The sequence below is a fragment of the Mesorhizobium sp. YC-39 genome (assembly GCF_025753795.1).
Classification (GTDB): domain Bacteria; phylum Pseudomonadota; class Alphaproteobacteria; order Rhizobiales; family Rhizobiaceae; genus Mesorhizobium.
Map to the genome: position 1 here is coordinate 918816 of NZ_JAOWPS010000002.1, position 17824 is coordinate 936639.

At 62.3% G+C, this 17824-nt stretch carries 14 protein-coding genes; 7 read left to right on the forward strand and 7 right to left on the reverse strand.

The window, feature by feature from the left end:
- Positions 1–42: 42 nt before the first annotated feature.
- The gene (locus OHD62_RS13900) at positions 43–2130 is read left to right on the forward strand and encodes a PAS domain S-box protein (protein WP_263783350.1); all 2088 of its coding nucleotides are present in this window, start codon (positions 43–45) and stop codon (positions 2128–2130) included.
- A 189-nt stretch (positions 2131–2319) separates the two neighbouring features.
- On the opposite strand, the gene OHD62_RS13905 is transcribed toward OHD62_RS13900, so the two are convergent.
- On the reverse strand, positions 2320–2730 hold the full coding sequence (locus OHD62_RS13905) for a hypothetical protein (RefSeq protein ID WP_263783351.1): 411 nt from the start codon (positions 2728–2730) through the stop codon (positions 2320–2322).
- A gap of 501 nt (positions 2731–3231) precedes the next feature.
- Between OHD62_RS13905 and OHD62_RS13910 the strand changes: the two genes are divergently transcribed.
- Positions 3232–4434, forward strand: a complete 1203-nt coding sequence (locus OHD62_RS13910) for an aromatic ring-hydroxylating oxygenase subunit alpha (protein WP_263783353.1) — start codon at positions 3232–3234, stop codon at positions 4432–4434.
- Between the two features lie 171 nt (positions 4435–4605).
- On the opposite strand, the gene OHD62_RS13915 is transcribed toward OHD62_RS13910, so the two are convergent.
- Complete coding sequence (locus OHD62_RS13915; RefSeq protein ID WP_263783355.1) at positions 4606–6024, reverse strand: aminotransferase; 1419 nt, start codon at positions 6022–6024, stop codon at positions 4606–4608.
- 421 nt (positions 6025–6445) lie between these two features.
- Here OHD62_RS13915 and OHD62_RS13920 point away from each other — a divergent pair, with 421 nt between their 5' ends.
- From OHD62_RS13920 to OHD62_RS13930, 3 genes are read left to right on the forward strand one after another with little or no spacing between them, the layout of a single operon-like run.
- Entirely contained in the window at positions 6446–7363 is a 918-nt protein-coding gene (locus OHD62_RS13920) for an ABC transporter permease (protein ID WP_263783357.1), read from the forward strand.
- Positions 7364–7373: 10 nt separating this feature from the next.
- A complete protein-coding gene (locus OHD62_RS13925; RefSeq protein ID WP_263783359.1) occupies positions 7374–8198 on the forward strand; it encodes an ABC transporter permease in 825 nt (274 codons plus the stop codon).
- Positions 8199–8235: 37 nt separating this feature from the next.
- Complete coding sequence (locus OHD62_RS13930; protein WP_263783361.1) at positions 8236–9309, forward strand: ABC transporter ATP-binding protein; 1074 nt, start codon at positions 8236–8238, stop codon at positions 9307–9309.
- 46 nt (positions 9310–9355) lie between these two features.
- On the opposite strand, the gene OHD62_RS13935 is transcribed toward OHD62_RS13930, so the two are convergent.
- The 5 genes from OHD62_RS13935 to OHD62_RS13955 all read right to left on the reverse strand — a co-directional run bounded on the left by OHD62_RS13935 (position 9356) and on the right by OHD62_RS13955 (position 14452).
- Complete coding sequence (locus OHD62_RS13935; protein WP_263783362.1) at positions 9356–10639, reverse strand: flavin monoamine oxidase family protein; 1284 nt, start codon at positions 10637–10639, stop codon at positions 9356–9358.
- Entirely contained in the window at positions 10636–11712 is a 1077-nt protein-coding gene (locus tag OHD62_RS13940) for an extracellular solute-binding protein (protein ID WP_263783363.1), read from the reverse strand. The genes OHD62_RS13935 and OHD62_RS13940 overlap by 4 nt, the downstream gene beginning before the upstream one ends.
- Positions 11713–11827: 115 nt before the next feature.
- Positions 11828–12910: an ABC transporter substrate-binding protein gene (locus OHD62_RS13945; protein ID WP_263783364.1), complete on the reverse strand. Its 1083-nt coding sequence runs from the start codon at positions 12908–12910 to the stop codon at positions 11828–11830.
- Between the two features lie 30 nt (positions 12911–12940).
- Positions 12941–13651, reverse strand: coding sequence for a transcriptional regulator BetI (betI, locus tag OHD62_RS13950; protein WP_263783366.1), 711 nt, complete (start codon positions 13649–13651; stop codon positions 12941–12943).
- Between the two features lie 6 nt (positions 13652–13657).
- A complete protein-coding gene (locus tag OHD62_RS13955) occupies positions 13658–14452 on the reverse strand; it encodes a class I SAM-dependent methyltransferase (RefSeq protein WP_263783368.1) in 795 nt (264 codons plus the stop codon).
- Between the two features lie 200 nt (positions 14453–14652).
- On the opposite strand from OHD62_RS13955, the gene OHD62_RS13960 reads away from it, so the two are divergent.
- Positions 14653–16272, forward strand: coding sequence for a phytoene desaturase family protein (locus tag OHD62_RS13960; RefSeq protein WP_263783369.1), 1620 nt, complete (start codon positions 14653–14655; stop codon positions 16270–16272).
- The gene (locus tag OHD62_RS13965) at positions 16259–17824 is read left to right on the forward strand and encodes a phytoene desaturase family protein (protein WP_263783371.1); all 1566 of its coding nucleotides are present in this window, start codon (positions 16259–16261) and stop codon (positions 17822–17824) included. The genes OHD62_RS13960 and OHD62_RS13965 overlap by 14 nt, the downstream gene beginning before the upstream one ends.

Sequence of the window (17824 nt, forward strand, 5' to 3'; positions counted from 1 at the left end):
ATCCATTCCGGCCTGGCACGGCTCTGAAAATGACGGCTGATAATGACTGCTGAAGCAGGACACACCGATGTGCACGGCGCCAGGCAAGGCGCGGCGATGGCGGCTGTCAATGTCGTTCGCCGATTGCGCGAAGCCGGCGACTGGCAGCGCGAGATGGAAAACATCCTGGCGACACTCTGCACGGCGCTCGATTGCCAGCGCGGTATCCTGTTTCGTCTGCGCGAACTGCCCGGCCAGGGTTTTGCCCAGTCGGTCGCGGCCTACTGGATCGACCCCCGGTTTGGCGGCGAATTGGCGTCGCCGACGGTCATCATGCAGTCGGTCGTCAATTCGGACCCGCTGTTGGAGCGGTTGGGCGAGGATGAACGGCAAGGCAAGGTCTTCGCCGGACACACGCGCGACCTCGAAGGTTTCCTGAGAACCGACTTCGAAAAGCAGCACATCAAGTCGTTCCTGTCGGTATCTGTCTTTGCGCACGGCCATCTGTGGGGCACGCTGGCGATCAACGATTGTGTGAACGAGCGTGAATGGACCGACGAGGAAGAGGCGACGCTACACATCATTGCGCTGGCCATCAGCGACGCCATCGAACGATCGCTTTCCGACGCCCATGCCAGCGAGGTCATCCGCCGCACCATGCTGCAGGCCTCGCTCGATGCCATCATCGTCATCGACGAAACCGGCTCGATCATCGAATTCAATCCGGCCGCAGAAAAGATGTTCGGCTACCAGCGCAGCGACATCCTCGGCAAGGACCTGCTCGACACCGTCGTTCCGGAATATTACCGCAAGGGCTACGCGTCAGGCGCCGAATACATGTCGGGCCGCGGCGCGCCGATGGTCGGCCAGCGGCTTGAGACCGTCACCCAGAACGCGGCCGGCGAAGTCTTTCCGATCGAACTGACGGCGACCGAGATGCGGGTCGCCGACCGCCGCCTGATCTTCGGCTCGATCCGCGACCTGCGCGACAAGCTGCGCGCCGAGGAGGAGATCGGCCGCCAGCGCGAAAAGCTGCACCAAAACGAGAAGATGGCGGCGATGGGCTCGCTGCTCGCCGGCGTTTCGCATGAGCTCAACAACCCATTGGCCGTGGTCGTTGCCCAATCGACGCTGTTGCACGAATTCGCCTCCGATCCGCAGACCAAGGTGCGCGCCGAAAAGGTGCGCGCCGCCGCCGAGCGCTGCGGCCGCATCGTCAAGAGCTTTCTGTCGATGGTGCGCCTGCATCCCGCCGCCCAGGCCGAGACCGACCTCAACCAGGTGGTTCGCGCAGCCCTCGAAGTGACGGCCTATGGCGCTAGGTCGACCGGCATTATCATCGATACCGATTTTGCCAGCGGTCCGCTGCTGGCCATGGCCGACGCTGACCATGTGACGCAGGTGGCCGCCAACTTCCTCGTCAACAGCCAGCACGCCTTGGCCGGCATAGGCGGCGACCGGCTGATCAAGGTTCGCACCTTTCGCAGCGACCGCGGCAATCCCTGTTTCTCCGTCGAGGACAACGGCCCTGGCGTGCCGGAAGCGATACGCGCCCGTATCTTCGAGTCCTACTTCACCACCAAGCCGGTCGGCGTCGGCACCGGCATCGGCCTGTCGATCTCGAAGTCGATCATCGAAAGGCACAATGGCAATGTCTGGTTCGAGGAGGTTGTGCCAAGGGGCGCACGTTTCGTCGTGCAATTGCCGGCAATTGCCGCCAATGGTGCCGTCGCCGGTGAAAGCCCAGCGCGGTCGAGCGGATTGCGCCATGCGCTGATCATCGATGACGAGCCCGATGTCGCCGCCTCGCTCTCCGACATTCTGGAGCTGATGGGCATCAAGTCGCGCATCGTGCCTATCTGGGCATCGACGGCTGCGACCTTGAGCGGCCACATGCCGCCCGACATCGTCTTTTCCGATCTGCGCATGCCCGGCACCAGCGGCATATCGATCTATCGCGAACTGCTCGCCGAGCGGCCTGATCTGGCGCGGCGCTTCGTGCTGGTCACCGGCGACCTGATCGGCGCCAAGGCCGAGATCGAGGCCTTGCCCGCACCGCTGCGGCCGCAGATCCTGGAAAAGCCGTTCAGCACGCTGGACGTGCGCGGTGTGCTATCGGCCATTGCCGAACAGGCGGCATTGGGAAGCTAAGCAACTCCAGGAAAAGTGTGAAACGGTTTTCCATCCGGAATTGCGTCAAAACAAAGAGAAAGCGTGTAAAAAGAAGACTCCCGACCGACGGTGCGGTGGGAGCCTGACTTGAGCGCTGGAGGACGCTCGGGCAAAGCATGATCCCTAGAAGTGGGAACCGGTCTTCGAAAAGATCATGCTGGCCAAAACTCAAAAAACGTTCGGCGTGCTGGCCATCGGCGCGGCATTCGCGATCATGCGGACGGCGCGAGCCCTGTGCACCCCGGACTGCTGGGCGATGGCGCGCAGGCAGTCCACGCTCTCGGCGCCCCAGGCCTGGCCCTTGCAGGCAAAATCGATCTGCGGCATCGGCAGGCGCCCGGTCTTGGTCGTGGTTGTCGCGCCATCGATGACGTTGGCGGGTGGGTTCAGCGAGGCAAAGGCCGGGCCAACCGTCGGCGCGAACGCCATGCCGACGAATGCGGCGGTCGCCAGCGCTGTGAACAGCCCCATCGGATTGTCGCTGGCGCGCTGGCGCAAAGCCAGCTTCGGGCGGCGGTCATTGCGCTCCGGAGCCTGGAACTGGCGGTCGTGGCTGGCGGTCTGGATCTTGGTAAACATCATCGTTCCCTGCATCGATTTTCTTTTTTCGGTAGAACGAACTTAATCGCGCCTGGTAACGGGCGAATGATGCACCCGCTTGCTCGTGTAACGGCTTTGAAACGAGAAATTTCGGTTGTTATTGGCATGTTTGGCCACACCCGACACAGGTTCGTTTGCGAAACTCGTTGCCTGACAATGATGCTTGGCAGCACCCTTCTAGGCCTGAATCGGTCGCTGGACAGTGATCAATCCCACACTGGGAATGGATTTTGGGCAGCGGCAATCTTTCCATGCGAGGCGAGGTCATTTCCCGACGCGGCAACGCTGAATCCTCATCCGGCGCGCCCGGTGTCACAACCCATGTTAACACCCGGAATTTCCGGGATTTTCTGTCGCCACGCTGGTTCTAAAAGTGCCGTAACTCAGCTCCATAGAAATTTCTGATTTCCACAAGCCATTGCATTTCAATGAAAAATATGCTTTTATTGAATGAGTATTCAACAAATGATGAGCCGTTTTATGAACCCGCACCTCCGTGACGTGGCGATCCCCAATGATTGGGACCGGCGGGGGTTGCCGGGCTGGAGCTATCATTCCGACGCCCTTCTCGAACTCGAGAAAGAATACGTCTTCCGCAATCACTGGCAGATCGCCGGCCATGTCTCCGACGTGCCGAATGCCGGCGACTATCTAACCATGGACGTGGTCGGCGAACGGGCGCTGATCGTGCGCGGCAAGGACGGCGTCGTGCGCGCCTTCAACAATATGTGCCGCCACCGCGGCAGCCGCGTCGTCGCCGACAGCCAGGGCACCTGCAAGAACGCACTGGTCTGCCCCTTCCATGGCTGGGTCTACAATCTCGACGGCACGCTGCGCGGCGCCGCCCGCCCGCGCTCCTTCCCCGATCTTGACAAGACCGAATTCGGCCTGATGCCGCTCGACCTCGAAATCTGGATGGGCTTCATCTTCATCCGCTTCCGCAAGGGCGGGCCGCAGCCGTCGGTGACCGAATTGCTGAAGCCGATCGAGGCCGAGATGGCGCATTACGGCGTCGCCGACATGGTGCCGTCCTGGGGCATCTGGACCCAGAAGTCGCCGGTCAACTGGAAGTCGGTGCGCGACGTCGACAATGAAGGCTACCATGTCGCCATGGCGCATCCCGCCTTGCAGGATCTCTATGGCGCGACCTATTTCGACGAACCGTTCATCAACGGCGTGTCGCGCTCCTTCGCCACCTACAATCCGCATGCTGGACGGCGCTGGAGCGTGGGCCAGTACATCAAGCTCGCACCCGAGGCGACGCATCTGCCGGAGCACCTGCGCAAGGCCTGGATCTATTACGGCATCTTCCCCAACAACGCGCTGTCGATCATGCCGGAATCCGTGCAGTTCTATCAGGAGTTTCCGCTGTCGACCGGCGAGACGCTGCTGCGCGGCGCCATCTACCGCTACAAGGACGAGACCAGGGAACAGGCGGCGGCGCGCTATCTCGCCTATCGCATCGACCGCGACACTATGAACGAGGACGTGCAGCTTTCCGTCTGGTCGAACGAGTCCATGCTGTCAGAAGCCTTCGAGGGCTTTTATCTCTCCGATCTCGAATATGGCGTACGCACCCACCACGACCATCTGCGCAAGCAGATTCCTGTGCTCGGGCTGGAGACCGCGCCGGAGGAGAAGGACATGTGGAACCTCAACGAGGCTATGCGGTCGCAGATGTAGGACGGCGAAGCTGCAATCTTCCCCCTTGAGGGGGAGATGGCCGGCAGGCCAGAGGGGGGTCGCCTCACATAAGCGCCAACCTCCATCTGCCGCAATAGGGTCGCGCCCGGTCGGACCAACCCCCTCTGTCGCCTTTGGCGACATCTCCCCCTCAAGGGGGGAGATCGGCTCTCACCCCTGCCACACCCCTTCTTTCCTCAGATCGTCCATTGTCCGCGAAATGCCTTCACGCAGGATCGACACCATCTCGTCGATCTGCTCTCGCGAAATGATCAGCGGCGGCGACATCACGCACATGTTGATCAGCGGCCGGACCAAAAGGCCAAGTTCGTGGCAATGCGCGTCGATGCGCTTGCCGACATTCTTGTCGAGCTGCAATGGATCCCTGCTTTCGCGGTCGGCCACGCATTCGACACAGCCCATCAGCCCGAGCCCGCGCACCTCGCCGACCAGCGGCAGTTCCTCCAGCGTCTTCAGTTGCGCCTGGAAATAGGGCGCGACCTCGCGCGCATGGGCGAGCACGCTGTCTTCGAGGATGTCGAGGTTCTTCAGCGCCACCGCGCAGCCAATGGGATGGCTGGTGTAGGTCAGCCCATGACCGAACATCGCGTCGGGATGGTTCGAGCGGCGCAGCTCCTGCAGCAGCCGTTCCGAAATGATGACGCCGCCGAGCGGGAAGTAGCCTGACGTCACGCCCTTGGCGAAGGTGATCATGTCGGGTTCGATGCCGAACACCTCGCCGGAAGCAAAGACATGGCCGAGCCGGCCGAAGGCGGTCACCACCTCGTCGGAGATATAGAGGATATCGTTGTCGCGGCAGATCTGGCGGATGCGCTTGAGGTAACCGTCGGGCGGCACGATGACGCCGCCGGAGGCCTGCACCGGCTCGCCGACGAAAGCACCGATCCGCTCAGTGCCGACACGGGCGACGGTGTCGCGGAATTCATCGACCAGCACATCGGTGAAGGCGGCAAGGCTCATGCCTTTTGGACGGCGGAACGGATCGGGCGACGATAGCTTGACGACGAGCTCGTCGGCGCCGTCCATCCAGTCGCGGTCGCGCGGACGTCCGTTGAGCGAAGCCGACAGATAGGTCGAGCCGTGATAGGCGCCGCCACGGCTCAGGATCAGCTTCTTTTCCGGGCGGCCGCGCACATTGTTGTAGAACTGCATGAAGCGCAGCGCCGTCTCCACGGCCGAGGAACCGCCCGTGGTGAAGAAGACATGGCTGAGGTCGCCAGGCGCATGGCCAGCGATGCGCATGGCAAGCTCCGCCGACGGCGCGTTCATCGTGTACCACGGCGTGTTGTAGGACAGCGCCATGGCCTGATCGTACATCACCTTGGCGAGCTCCTCGCGACGGTGACCGATATTGATGCACCACATGCCGGCCGGTCCGTCGATCAGTCTTTTGCCAGTGCTGTCGGTGATGTAGATGCCGTCGCCCTCGCCGATCAGCGCACGCGCTTCGTCGCCGACCGAGCCAGCAAACGGCCAGGGCTGGATAAGATGACGCTTGGCCAGTTCCACGGCGTCCTCATCGCCAGGTCCGGGCATTCCGGTCGTCCTCAGATCTCTTGCAGCCGCCATCGTCGCCTCGCATCGTTTCTTCGTAAATTTCATCGGACACCAAGCTCGCCGTCAACTGCGGGCAAACTGGCTTTCTTCACTTCATTTTGAATGTCCGTTCAATCAATATTGCAGAAATAGCGCTTGATTTCAATCCGCGGATGCGCTCATGATGAAAGAAAGCCGGCAAGCTTGGAGTGCGATCGGCAAACGCGGTCGATGGCACTTCAGGCATAAAATTGGGAACGGTCAGCCGGCACTAGAGCGACGTGCGTCCACTTGGATGCACAAAGTACGCTCTAGCACTTTGAATACGCGCTTCGTGCTTTCCGAAAATCGATTCCGGTTTTCGGGCCGAAGCGCCAGCGAATGGGAGACGCATGGCAGGACAATCCGCGCCAGCAACCGAGATCACGCTTGGGATCCTGCCCGGGGGCTTGCAATGACGGCGGCTGCGGAAGGGTCGCCCGCGTTCGGCATGACGCGGGCCAGGCGAGATGCCCTTCTGCAGTCCGAACCCGTCCAGGGCTTTGCCCTGATCAGCCCGACCTTTCTCTACGCGCTCATACTCCTGGTACTGCCGATCCTGGTGGTCATCGCGCATTCCTTCTGGACGCAGAACTACCTCACCATCGACCGCACCTTCACGCTGGAAAACTACCGCATCGCGCTGACCGAGCCGATTTATCGCGACCTGCTCTGGCGTTCGCTCTACATCTCACTGACGGTGAGCTTCTTCACGGTCGTGCTCGCCTATCCGATCGCCTACTTCATCTCCTTCCATGGCGGCCGCCACAAGAGCCTCTGGCTATTCCTGATCACCATCCCGTTCTGGACCAGCTATCTGCTGCGCGTAATGTCGTGGAAGGTCATCCTCGGCTACAATGGCGTCTTGAATTCCGGCCTGATGGGGCTTGGCGTCATTGACGAGCCGTCGACCGCGCTGCTCTACAATTCGAGTGCTGTCATCATCACGCTGACCCATGCCTGGGCCGCTTTCGCCATCCTGCCGATCTTCGTATCGCTGGAAAAGGTCGACCGCACGCTGGTCGAAGCGGCCAAGGACCTGGGCGACGGTCCCATTCGTTCCTTCCTGCGCGTGACGCTGCCGCTGTCGGCGCCGGGTGTCATCTCGGCGGCGCTGATCGTCATGATCCCGACCGTCGGCGACTATGTCACGCCCAAGCTCGTCGGTGGCAAGGACGGCGTCATGATCGCCAACGCCATCCAGGCGCAGTTCGGCAAGGCCTCCAATTGGCCGCTGGGCGCGGCACTTTCGGTCACCACCATGCTGATAGTGACGCTGATCGCCGGCGCCACCGTGCTGATCCTCCGCGCCGCCCAAAGGTTAGCGCGATGAGGTTGGCGCGATGATGGCGATGCGGCGCTTCCTGGCCAATGGCTGGCTGTCGGCCTATGCATTTCTCTACGTCGTCTTCCTCTATCTGCCGGTCATCTTCCTGCCGATCTTCTCGGTCAACACGGCCGCGACGCCAAAATTCCCGCTCTCCGGCTTCACGCTCAAATGGTACGAGGATCTGCCGCGCACGCCGGCGTTGCTCGACGCCGCCTGGAACAGCCTTGTCGTCGGCGTGTCGGCCGCCATCCTGTCGACGGTTCTGGGCATCCTCGCCGCCCGTTCGATCACCCGCTACCGCTACCCTGGCCGCCGCGCCATCAACGGCCTGATCATGGCGCCGCTGGTGCTGCCCGAAATCATCGTCGCCATCTCCTTGCTGTTGGTGATACTGCAACTTGGCCTGAGCCTGTCGCTGTTCACCGTCGTGCTCGGCCACGTCCTGGTCTGCATTCCCTATTCGATGACGGTGCTGACCGCCGGCTTCGAGGGCTTTGACCGCAGCCTCGAGGAAGCCTCCGCCGATCTCGGCGAGAGCGCCTTCGGCACTTTCCGGCGCGTTACGCTGCCAATGGTGGCGCCGGCGATCATTTCCAGCCTGCTCGTCTGCTTCACCATTTCGCTCGATGAGTTCCTCATCGCCTTCTTCCTGACCGGCACCGAGGCCACGCTGCCGATCTATATCTGGGGCCAATTGCGCTTCGCCTCGAAGCTGCCTGGCGTTCTGGCGCTGGGCACGCTTTTGCTGGCTGCCTCTTTCCTGTTGATGACCGTTGCCGAAATCCTGCGCCGCCGCGCGGCCAAACGCACCCAGAACGAGGGAGGCCTCTATGCCTGAGCGGCCCCAGACTGAACGCCCCCAGACCGAACGCCCAATGATCGAGATCAAAAGCGTCACCCGCAGCTATGGCGCCTTCAAGGCGCTCGACGACGCTTCGCTGACCATCAAGGAGGGCGAATTCTTCTCGCTGCTCGGCCCGTCCGGCTGCGGCAAGACCACGCTGCTGCGCATGATTGCCGGTTTCGACAACCCGACCAGCGGCTCGATCTCGGTCGACGGCCAGTCGATGGAGGGCATTCCCGCCAACCGCCGGCCAACGAACATGGTGTTCCAGAGCTATGCGATCTTCCCGCACCTCAATGTCGAGCAGAATGTCGCCTATGGGCTGAAGCGGCTGAAACTCGAAAGGGCGGAGGAAAAGCGCAGGGTCGAAGAGGCGCTGGCGCAGGTCTCTCTGACCGGTCTTGGCAAGCGCCTCGCCACCGAGCTTTCCGGCGGCCAGCGCCAGCGCGTGGCACTGGCCCGCGCCCTGGTGATGCGGCCCAAGGTGCTGCTGCTCGACGAGCCGCTGTCGGCGCTGGACAAGAAGCTGCGCGAACAGATGCAGGTCGAACTGCGTCGCCTGCAGCAGGCGGTCGGCATCACCTTCGTGCTGGTCACCCACGACCAGTATGAAGCACTGGCCATGTCCGATCGTATCGCCGTGATGTTCGGTGGCAGGATCGCACAGGTCGCCTCGCCCAAGGAAATCTACCAGCGCCCGGTCAACCGCCAGGTCGCCGACTTCCTCGGTGGCATGAATTTCGTCAAGGCAGAGATCGTCGAGGAGAACGGCGCCTCGCTGGTCGTCGACACGCTGGGCTTTGGCCGCATCAAGACCGACAAGCCGAAGGCTTTCGTCCGCAATGGCGGCGCAGCCACGCTCGGCATCCGCCCCGAGCGGCTGCGCGTGCTGTGGGACAATGCGACGGCCAAATTCGAAGTCGCCGGCAAGGTGGTCGAGCGCCATTATTTCGGCGAGATCACCCACCTGATCGTCGAGATACCCGGGCTGGAAAAGCCGCTGTCGGTGACCGAGACCAATGATTTCGGCGCCGACGACATCCCAGTCGGCACCTCGATCCGCCTCGCCTACGACCCCGAGGCGCTGGTGGCGATGGCGGACTAGAGCATGATCCCGAAAAGTGGAAACCGGTTTTCGGAAAAGATCATGCTCAGCCAAGAAAGTCCGCAATGATCTTTCGCGCCGCGATCCGCCCCGCCACGATCGCGCCCTCGACATAGCCAGGAAATGACGGCGACAGTTCTGAACTGGCGAAATGGACCGGCGATGCGCCAGCCAGGATGACCTTTTCAGCATCCGTCGCCATCGCGTCGACGATGAGGTCGCCATAGGCGCCACCGCTCCAGCGATCATGCGTCCAATCGCGATAGCTGAGATCGGTGATGCCGGCTGCCTCGGCGCCGAGCGCATCCTTCAACCTTGCCGTTAGTTCGCCGCGCAATCTGGCATCGCCGAGTTCACGCCAGCGTAACGCCAATGGCCCGCCAACAAAGACGACCAGCGCCGCATGGTCGCCATCCTTGCTGACATCGCAGGCAAACAGACCCGGCAGGTCGCGCCACATCACCATGCCGCTCAGGCCCCTGGCGCGCCAGAACGCCGTGGGATAGCGCACCAGCACTTTGACCACCGCGCCACTTTGCCAGACGCCGAGCGCTCTTTCCAGGGCAGCCGGCAGCGCCGGCAGGAAATCCAGCTTCGAGGCCATTACTGGCGGAACCGCGACCAAGGTAGCCCGTGCCTCGACCGCGCCTGCCGCCGTGACGAGGCGAACCCCTTCCGGCCCGTTCTCGATGGTTTCGACCGCTGCATTCAATCGCAGGCGGCGGCCGAGATCGCTAGCCATATCATCTGCCAGCGCGTGCATGGTTTCGCGAACGAAATATTGCAGCTCCGGCGCCTCGTTGGTGATGCGGCGGTCATTGTCGATCAGATGCCACAGCGGCAGCTTTTCGAGCGCCTGGCACCAGAGGCCCTCGATCATCGAACGGAATGCAGCTTTGACCTCCCCCGGATCGCTTTGGCGCTCGAGCCATGCGGCAACGGTCAGGCCAACGATATCGGGATCGTCCGGCGCGATCATATTCATCCGGTCGCGGATCGCCATCGAGGCAACAAAGATTCGCTCGCCCTGGTGCGCGCTCATCCGTGGCTGGGTGACGAACTCGCCCTCAACATAGGTTTCGATAAGCGTCTTGCCGCGTGCTTCAACCAGCGCCATCAGTTCCGGCATGTCCTCGCACAGGAACTGGCCGCCGCTGTCGATGCGCTCGCCAAGCCCATTGCGTCTGGACTCCACGCGTCCGCCGACACGGTCGCGCGCTTCAAGCAGCAGGAAATTGATGCCGGCCTTCTTCAGCTCCAGCGCCGCCGACAGGCCGGTGAACCCGGCGCCGACGATGACGACATCGGCTCTTTCAGTTCCGCGCTTCAATAGCCGGCCTTGATCTTCTCGAATTCCTCGATCATCCGCTGTTTGAGCTCCGGCGCCACCGGTTGCTGGAACAGGGTCTTGTCGAGGAACTTGTCGAGATTGTCGAAGCCTCGCTCGGCCAGCAGCTTGGGCTCGATCGCCGCCATGCCGGCGGCATTGCCGTGGCCATAGCCGAACGTCGTGACCATATAGCCCGATACATCTGGCGCATTGACCGCGTTCAGGAAATCATAGGCCTGGTCGAAATTACCCGGCGCATCCTTCATCAGCACATAGCCGCACACCCAGGTCGAGATACCCTCCTTGGTGTTGCGGTTCATTTCGATCGGCACACCCTGACCCTTGAGCGTCACGAAAGTCTCGTTCCAGCCCCAGGCGAGGTCGACTTCATTGCCTGAAAAGGCCTGGTTGATGTCGGTGTCGTCGGTCCAGTAGAAGCGGATGTTCTTGTGCACCTGGCGCAGGAAATCGGACGCCTCCTTGAACTGCGTGTCGGTCATCTTGGTCCAGTCCTTGAGACCGATGACCAGGCTTGCCAGTGCGTAGGCGTCGTCGACATTGTCGCCAATGGTGACGCGCCCCTTGAATTTCGGATCGGCGAGGATCCTGAGCGACTGCGCCTCTTCCGCCGTGACATCGTCGGTGCGGTAGAGCAGCGATGTGTTGCCCCAGTCGAAGGGCATGAACCAGACCTTGCCGTCAGCGGTGGTGGCAAGATCCTTCATCGCCATGATGCCGGGATTGAGGTCTTTCCACCCGGTGATTTTGGACGGGTCGAGCGGCTGCAGCATCCCCGCCTCGCGCCACTTCACCACGCTTTGCGAACAGGGATGCGCAATATCGGCCTTGAAGCCGGCCCGCATCTTTTGGAAGGCTTCGTCCTCGTCGCCGAAGAAGGCGAAGGTCGGTTCAGCGCCATATTTGCTGGTGTAGGCGGGATGCAGCAACGGATCCTCGTAGCCCGACCAGTCGAACACGACGAGGTCGCCGCCGCCTGCCGCAAATGCAAGATGAGCGCCAGCGCCAATCGTGCATGCGGCGGCGATGGCAAGGTTGCGAAGCATGGACTTCATGGCTGGAAATTCCCCCGTCGCAAACAATATCCAGCGAGGTTAGGAGAATTCCCAAGCTTTGGCGAGCCCGTCCGCCCACCATATTGGCAGGCGGACGGGTCAAGCCAGACAGGGCTCAATAGCCGGCTTTAATCTTCTCGAACTCGGCGATCATCTTGAGCTTGAGCTCGGAGGGCACCGGCGACTGAAACAGCGTCTTGTCGACGAATTTCTGCACATCGTCATAGCCCTTCTCCTTCAACACTGCCTGGTCGACACCTTCCATGCCCTTGGCATTGGCCTGGCCGTAACCCCAGTCCTTGACCAGCACCTTGGCGACTTCCGGATCGTTGATGGCGTTCAGGTAGTCATAGGCCTTGTCGGTATTGTCGGGAGCATCCTTGAACAGCACATAGCCGCAGACCCAGGTCGAGATGCCTTCGTCGGTGTCCTTCTTGGCCTTGATCGGCACGCCGGCGGCGACCGATTGCACTGTCGCATCATTCCATGCCCAGGCGAGATCGACCTCGCCGCCGCTGAACAGCTGGACGATGTCAGTGGAGTCGGTCCAGTAGGAGCGCACATTCTTGTGCACCTCGCGCAGGAAGTCCGACGCCTGCTTGAACTGGTCGTCCGTCATCTTGGTCCAGTCCTTGAGCCCGATGGCGAGGCTGGCCAGGGCATAGGCGTCGTCGACATTGTCGCCGATGGAAACTTTGCCTTTGAATTTGGGGTCGGCGAAAGCCTTCAGCGACTGCACGTTCTTCTCGTCTACCTTGTCGGAATTGTAGGTGAGCTGGGTATTGCCCCAGTCCCAGGGCATGAACCATGCCTTGCCATCGGCTGTGGTGGCGAGATCCTTCATCGCCATGATGCCGGGATTGAGGTCCTTCCAGCTGGTGATCTTGGAGGTATCGAGGGGCTGCAGCAGACCGGCCTCGCGCCATTTGACCACGCTCTGCGAACAGGGATGGCCGAGATCGGCCTTGAAGCCGGAACGGACTTTTTCGAACGCCTCGTCTTCGTCACCAAAGAAGGTGAAGGTCGGCGAATCGCCATTCTTCTCGACATATTTCTGGTGGAAGCTTGGGTCCTCATAGCCGGACCAGTCGAAGATGATCAGGTCCTTGTCCGCGGCGACCGCAAGCGCGGCGGCCGAAGCCGCCAGCACACCAGTCAGCGCCAGTGTCAGTGTCAGGCGTCGGGTCATTGTCTTCATTGCTGTTCCATCCTCTTTTTGGTTTTTGTTTCAGGCCGGCTTGGAGCCACTGGCCCACGGATAATGTTTTGGAAATGCCGCCGACAGGAATTCGTTCGCCGCCTGCAAAGCGGTTTCGCGGGTGACGTCCTCGGTACCCATCATCAGCCGCAGCCACAGACCCTCCAGCATGGCGCTGAGCGCCAGCGCCATCACCTGCGGCTCATAGGCATAGCCGCCGCTCTCTTTGAGCGTCGCGCAAAGGTCGATGAAGATCTTCTGATAGGCGGCGTCGCGCGCGCCGCACAGCGCCTGATAGGTCGGGCGCGACTTGGCTTCGCCCCAGAAGGCGCACCAGGCGGCCAGCTTGCGCTTGTTGCAGATCGAGCGGTCGAAATCGGCGGCGACCAGCGCCCGCAACTGGCGGGCGGGATCGTCGCCGGCCTTGGTGAGGGCCGCGCGCCAGTGCGCGGCGTATTCGTCGGCCATGTATGCCAGCGTGGCGACGAGCAACTTCTCCTTACTCTCGAAATGGAAATTGACGATGCCGCGCGACAGGCCGGCGCCATCGGCGACATCGGCCATCGTCGTCTCCGAATAGCCGCGCTTGGCCAGCGAATCGATCGTCGCCTCGATCAGTTGCAGCTGCCTGACTTCCTTCGACGCCTTGCGGCCGCGTTTTTCGGTCTCGCTTTTTCGCGCCGACTCAAGGACGGCTTCCCTGGCCTCTGCTGTCTTCATGGGCGTGATGATCTCCAGCATCGCCGGCTATCCAGCCGGCTTTCGACCGCGAAGATGAGTGGGACGGTGCTCGCCACTGTCAAGCACCTTCTGCATGGCTTCCCAGGTTCGTATGTTCTTGTCGACATAGGCCGCCCCGACCGCAGCCGCGACCGTGGCATAGAGCGGACCCTTGAGGCGGACGAGTTCCTCCCGCGCGACCTCGCGGTACCAGGGATTGCGGTCACGCACGCTGACGTCGGCAAAGCCGGCGCGGCGCATCGCTTGCGCATAGCGCGCCGGCGACGCCATGGCGAAGGACAGGCCTTCCGCGGCGACATAGGCCTTCATATCGGTCGAAGGCTCGCCGTCATGCGAGATCATCCAGTTCGAAGCGGCAAAGACACCGCCCGGTTTCAGCACGCGGAATATCTCGGCGAACAGCCCATCCTTGTCGGGCACATGCAGCAACGCGTCCTTGGAGAAGACGACATCGAATGAAGCATTGGTGAAGGGCAATGGCCCGGGCGGCGCCTGGACGAAATTGGCGCGATCGGACAGCCCGCGTGCGGCCGCCCTTTGCCTGGCCGTCTCGATTACCGGCCGCTCGACATCGAAGCCGGTGGCGTGGCCAGCACCATGGCGCTCGACCAGATGCAGCGTGATGCCACCCGAGCCGCAGCCTATGTCGAGGATTGTCTTGTCCTTGAGCGAGAGGCCTTCGATCACGCGGTCGACTTCATCCGGTCCGCCGGGCGATAGATAACCGTCGCCCCACAGCGCCTCAAGGAAGCGGATGGCGTTTTCGTCATATTCCGGCTCGGCGTCCGCCGTTTCGATCATCAGACCTCGGCCCCAACCCTCGAAAACCCACTTCCGAATATTGCCAAAGCCTAGCGCATGTCAGGGAAAACGCAATATCATTTGTTGAACATTCATTCAGAATGGCTGGACAAAATGACGGCTGCCATGCCAAATTCCACACATCCGGGAAGCGGATCACGCAAAAATGAAGGGCAGGTCGCGATGAAAGCTGGGCGCATATGAAGGCTTGGGATGCGATCGTCATCGGTGGTGGCCATAACGGACTGGTCAATGCCTGCTACCTGCAGCGCGCCGGGCTCGACGTGCTGGTCGTCGAAAAGAACGACTGGGTCGGCGGCGCCGCCACCAGCCGCGAATTGACGCCCGGTTTCCTCTATTCCAATTGCTCCTATGTCTGCTCGCTGTTTCGCCCCGAGATCATGCGCGACCTCGAACTGCCGCGCTTCGGCCTGCAGGTGATCTCTTACGAAGGCGGCGCGGTGTTCACCCGCGACGGCGACTACCTCGCCAACTACCGCGACCACGATGCCCATCGGCGCGAGTTCGCCCGCTTCTCCAGGCGCGATGCCGAAGCCTATGATCGCTACGCCCGCGACGTGACGCGGCAATGCCGCTTCATCCAGCCGCTGCTGATGCGCACCGCGCCCGACCCGACCAGCTTGCGGCCACGCGACCTTGGCGAGCTTCTCTATCTCGGCAAAAAATTCGCCGGGCTGTCGGCCGAGGAAATGGCGCTGACGCTGCGCTTCTGGACCATGTCGATCTCCGACTTCCTCGACGAATATTTCGAGACCGACGTGATCAAGGCGAATTTCGCTCTGTCCGGCATCATCGGCACCGCACTCGGACCGATGTCGCCGGGCACCGCCTATGTGCTGCTGCACCACTATATGGGCGAGGTCGACGGCTCGGTCGGCGCCTGGGGCTATGCGCGCGGCGGCATGGGGGCCGTCACCAAGGCGCTCGCCGCGTCCTTCCTGGCCGCTGGCGGCACCATCCGCACCAGCGCCGAGGTCGGCCATGTGCTGGTCCAGCGCGGCAAGGCCAAAGGCGTCGTCCTTGCCGATGGCGAGGAGATTTGTGGCAAGCTCGTCGTTTCCAACGCCGACGTGAAACGCACCTTCCTCAAGCTGGTCGAGGAAAAGGAACTGCCCGACATCTTCCTGCGCCGGGTCAGGAACTTCAAGATCCGCGGCTCGTCGGGCAAGATCAACATCGCGCTCGATTCGCTGCCCGAATTCCCGGAGTTGCCGAAGGATTCGCCTGTCTATCGCGGCGACATGCATTTCACCGATTCGATGGAGCGCATGGAGCGCGCCTATGACGACTGGAAGGCCGGGCGCTGGTCGGCGGACCCTTTCCTCGACATGGTCATCCCCACGACGCTCGACCCGACCATGGCGCCACCCGGCAAGCATTTCATGAGCTGCTTCGTCCAATATGCACCACCGAAGGTAAATGGCCGCGACTGGACCGATGCCGACCGCGACGGCTTCGCCGAAAGCGTGATTTCGCAGATAGCCGAGTACTCGCCGGGCTTCCGCGACCGCATCGTCCATATGGAAGTGCGCACGCCGCGTGAGATCGAGGCCGAGGTTGGCCTCACCGAAGGCAATATCTTCCAGGGTGAACTGACCTTCGACCAGCTTTTGTTCAACCGACCGGTGCCGGGTTACGCGCAATACCGCTCGCCGGTCGGCGGGCTCTATATGTGCGGCTCGTCGACCCATCCCGGCGGCGGCGTCATGGGCGCACCCGGCCGCAATGCCGCGGCCGAAATCCTGCGCGACCTCGCCAAGCCAACTCAGCATATGAGCCCGGCCCATGACGTCATTTGATGTTGTTGTCATCGGGGGCGGCCACAACGGCCTCGTCGCCGCCGCCACGCTGGCGAAAGCCGGCCGCAAGGTGCTGGTGCTGGAAGCCGCTGGCGACGTCGGCGGCGCGGCGCGCACCGAGGAATTCGCACCCGGCTTTCGCGTCTCCTCGGTCGCCCACCTGCTGAACCGGCTCCACCCTGATGTCGTGAAGACATTGGAACTGGAGAAGCACGGGCTGCAATTCGCGCGCAGCGATTTCGTACCGTCGGTGGCGCTGTCGACGAACGGTCCGCCGCTTGTCCTGCACGGCGCCTATGGCGAAGTGCTGACCGGCGCCAACCCGTCGGAGCAATCCGCCTGGAAAGAGTTGCGCGCTCAATTGCTGCGCTGTGCCGGCATCCTGAAACCGTTTCTAGCGCGCCGCCCCCCCGATCTCAGCGGCATGTCGCTGGCCGAGACGACAGCACTTGGCCAGACCGCGCTGGCGCTGAAGAAACTCGGCAAGGAGGACATGCGCGACTTCCTGCGCGTGCTGTTGATGAACGTCGCCGACCTGCTCGACGAGCAGCTTGCCGACGACCGGCTGAAGGGGCTGCTCGCCTTCGACGCCACGCTGGGCAGCCATCTTGGCCCGCGTTCGCCGACCTCGCTGCTCGGCCTCTACTATCGGCTGGCAGGCGAAACCGCTGGTGTTGTCGGCACGCAGATACTGCCGAAAGGCGGCATGGGCGCGGTCGTCGCCGCCATCCGCGCGGCGGCGCAAAAGGCCGGGACGACCATCCGCACGGCGGCACCCGTGGCGAAGATCATCGTCGAGAAGGGCCGCGCTGTCGGCGTTACGCTCGACAATGGCGAGGAAATTCGCGCCAGGACGATCGTCTCGGCCATCAATCCGGCGACCACTTTTGCCGACCTTGTCGGGCCGCGCGAGATCGATACCGGCTTCGTGCGCAAGGTGAAACACATCCGCATGAAGGGCGATGCGGCGAAGCTTCATCTGGCGCTCGATCGGCAGCCTGAATTCACCGGCGTCGATGCCGCCGGCCACAAGGGCCGGTTGGTCATCGCACCTTCGCCCGACCATGTCGAGCGCGCCTTCAATCCATCGAAATACGGCGAATTCTCACCTGAACCGGTGATGGAGATCACGCTGTCGAGTCTCGCCGATCCGTCGCTGGCACCCCAAGGCGCCTGCGTGCTGTCGGCGGTGGTGCAATACGCGCCCTATGCGCTGAAAGAAGGCTGGAGCGCGGGCAAGCCGAAATTCCTCGAAGCAATCATGGCTCAGCTCGAGATTTATGCACCTAGGATCGGCAAGACGGTGCTCCATGCCGAGCTTTTGACGCCGGCCGATATCGAGACACGCTACCGGATGCCCGGCGGCCACTGGCATCACGGCGAGTTGCAGGCCGACCAGATGCTGATGTCGCGACCGGTCTCCGGCTGGTCGGGCTACGACACACCGGTCGAAGGGCTGTTCCTTGCCGGCGCCGGCTCGCATCCGGGTGGCGGCGTCTCCGGTGCGCCGGGGCTAAATGCCGCAAGACGCATCATCGCGATGAAGGGCTAG

Coding starts and splice junctions, on each gene's coding strand:
- OHD62_RS13900 (WP_263783350.1), top strand. CDS start 43: ATGACTGCTGAAGCAGGACACACCGATGTGCACGGCGCCAGGCAAGGC.
- OHD62_RS13905 (WP_263783351.1), bottom strand. CDS start 2,730: ATGTTTACCAAGATCCAGACCGCCAGCCACGACCGCCAGTTCCAGGCT.
- OHD62_RS13910 (WP_263783353.1), top strand. CDS start 3,232: ATGAACCCGCACCTCCGTGACGTGGCGATCCCCAATGATTGGGACCGG.
- OHD62_RS13915 (WP_263783355.1), bottom strand. CDS start 6,024: ATGGCGGCTGCAAGAGATCTGAGGACGACCGGAATGCCCGGACCTGGC.
- OHD62_RS13920 (WP_263783357.1), top strand. CDS start 6,446: ATGACGGCGGCTGCGGAAGGGTCGCCCGCGTTCGGCATGACGCGGGCC.
- OHD62_RS13925 (WP_263783359.1), top strand. CDS start 7,374: ATGATGGCGATGCGGCGCTTCCTGGCCAATGGCTGGCTGTCGGCCTAT.
- OHD62_RS13930 (WP_263783361.1), top strand. CDS start 8,236: ATGATCGAGATCAAAAGCGTCACCCGCAGCTATGGCGCCTTCAAGGCG.
- OHD62_RS13940 (WP_263783363.1), bottom strand. CDS start 11,712: ATGAAGTCCATGCTTCGCAACCTTGCCATCGCCGCCGCATGCACGATT.
- OHD62_RS13945 (WP_263783364.1), bottom strand. CDS start 12,910: ATGAAGACAATGACCCGACGCCTGACACTGACACTGGCGCTGACTGGT.
- betI (WP_263783366.1), bottom strand. CDS start 13,651: ATGCTGGAGATCATCACGCCCATGAAGACAGCAGAGGCCAGGGAAGCC.
- OHD62_RS13955 (WP_263783368.1), bottom strand. CDS start 14,452: ATGATCGAAACGGCGGACGCCGAGCCGGAATATGACGAAAACGCCATC.
- OHD62_RS13960 (WP_263783369.1), top strand. CDS start 14,653: ATGAAGGCTTGGGATGCGATCGTCATCGGTGGTGGCCATAACGGACTG.
- OHD62_RS13965 (WP_263783371.1), top strand. CDS start 16,259: ATGACGTCATTTGATGTTGTTGTCATCGGGGGCGGCCACAACGGCCTC.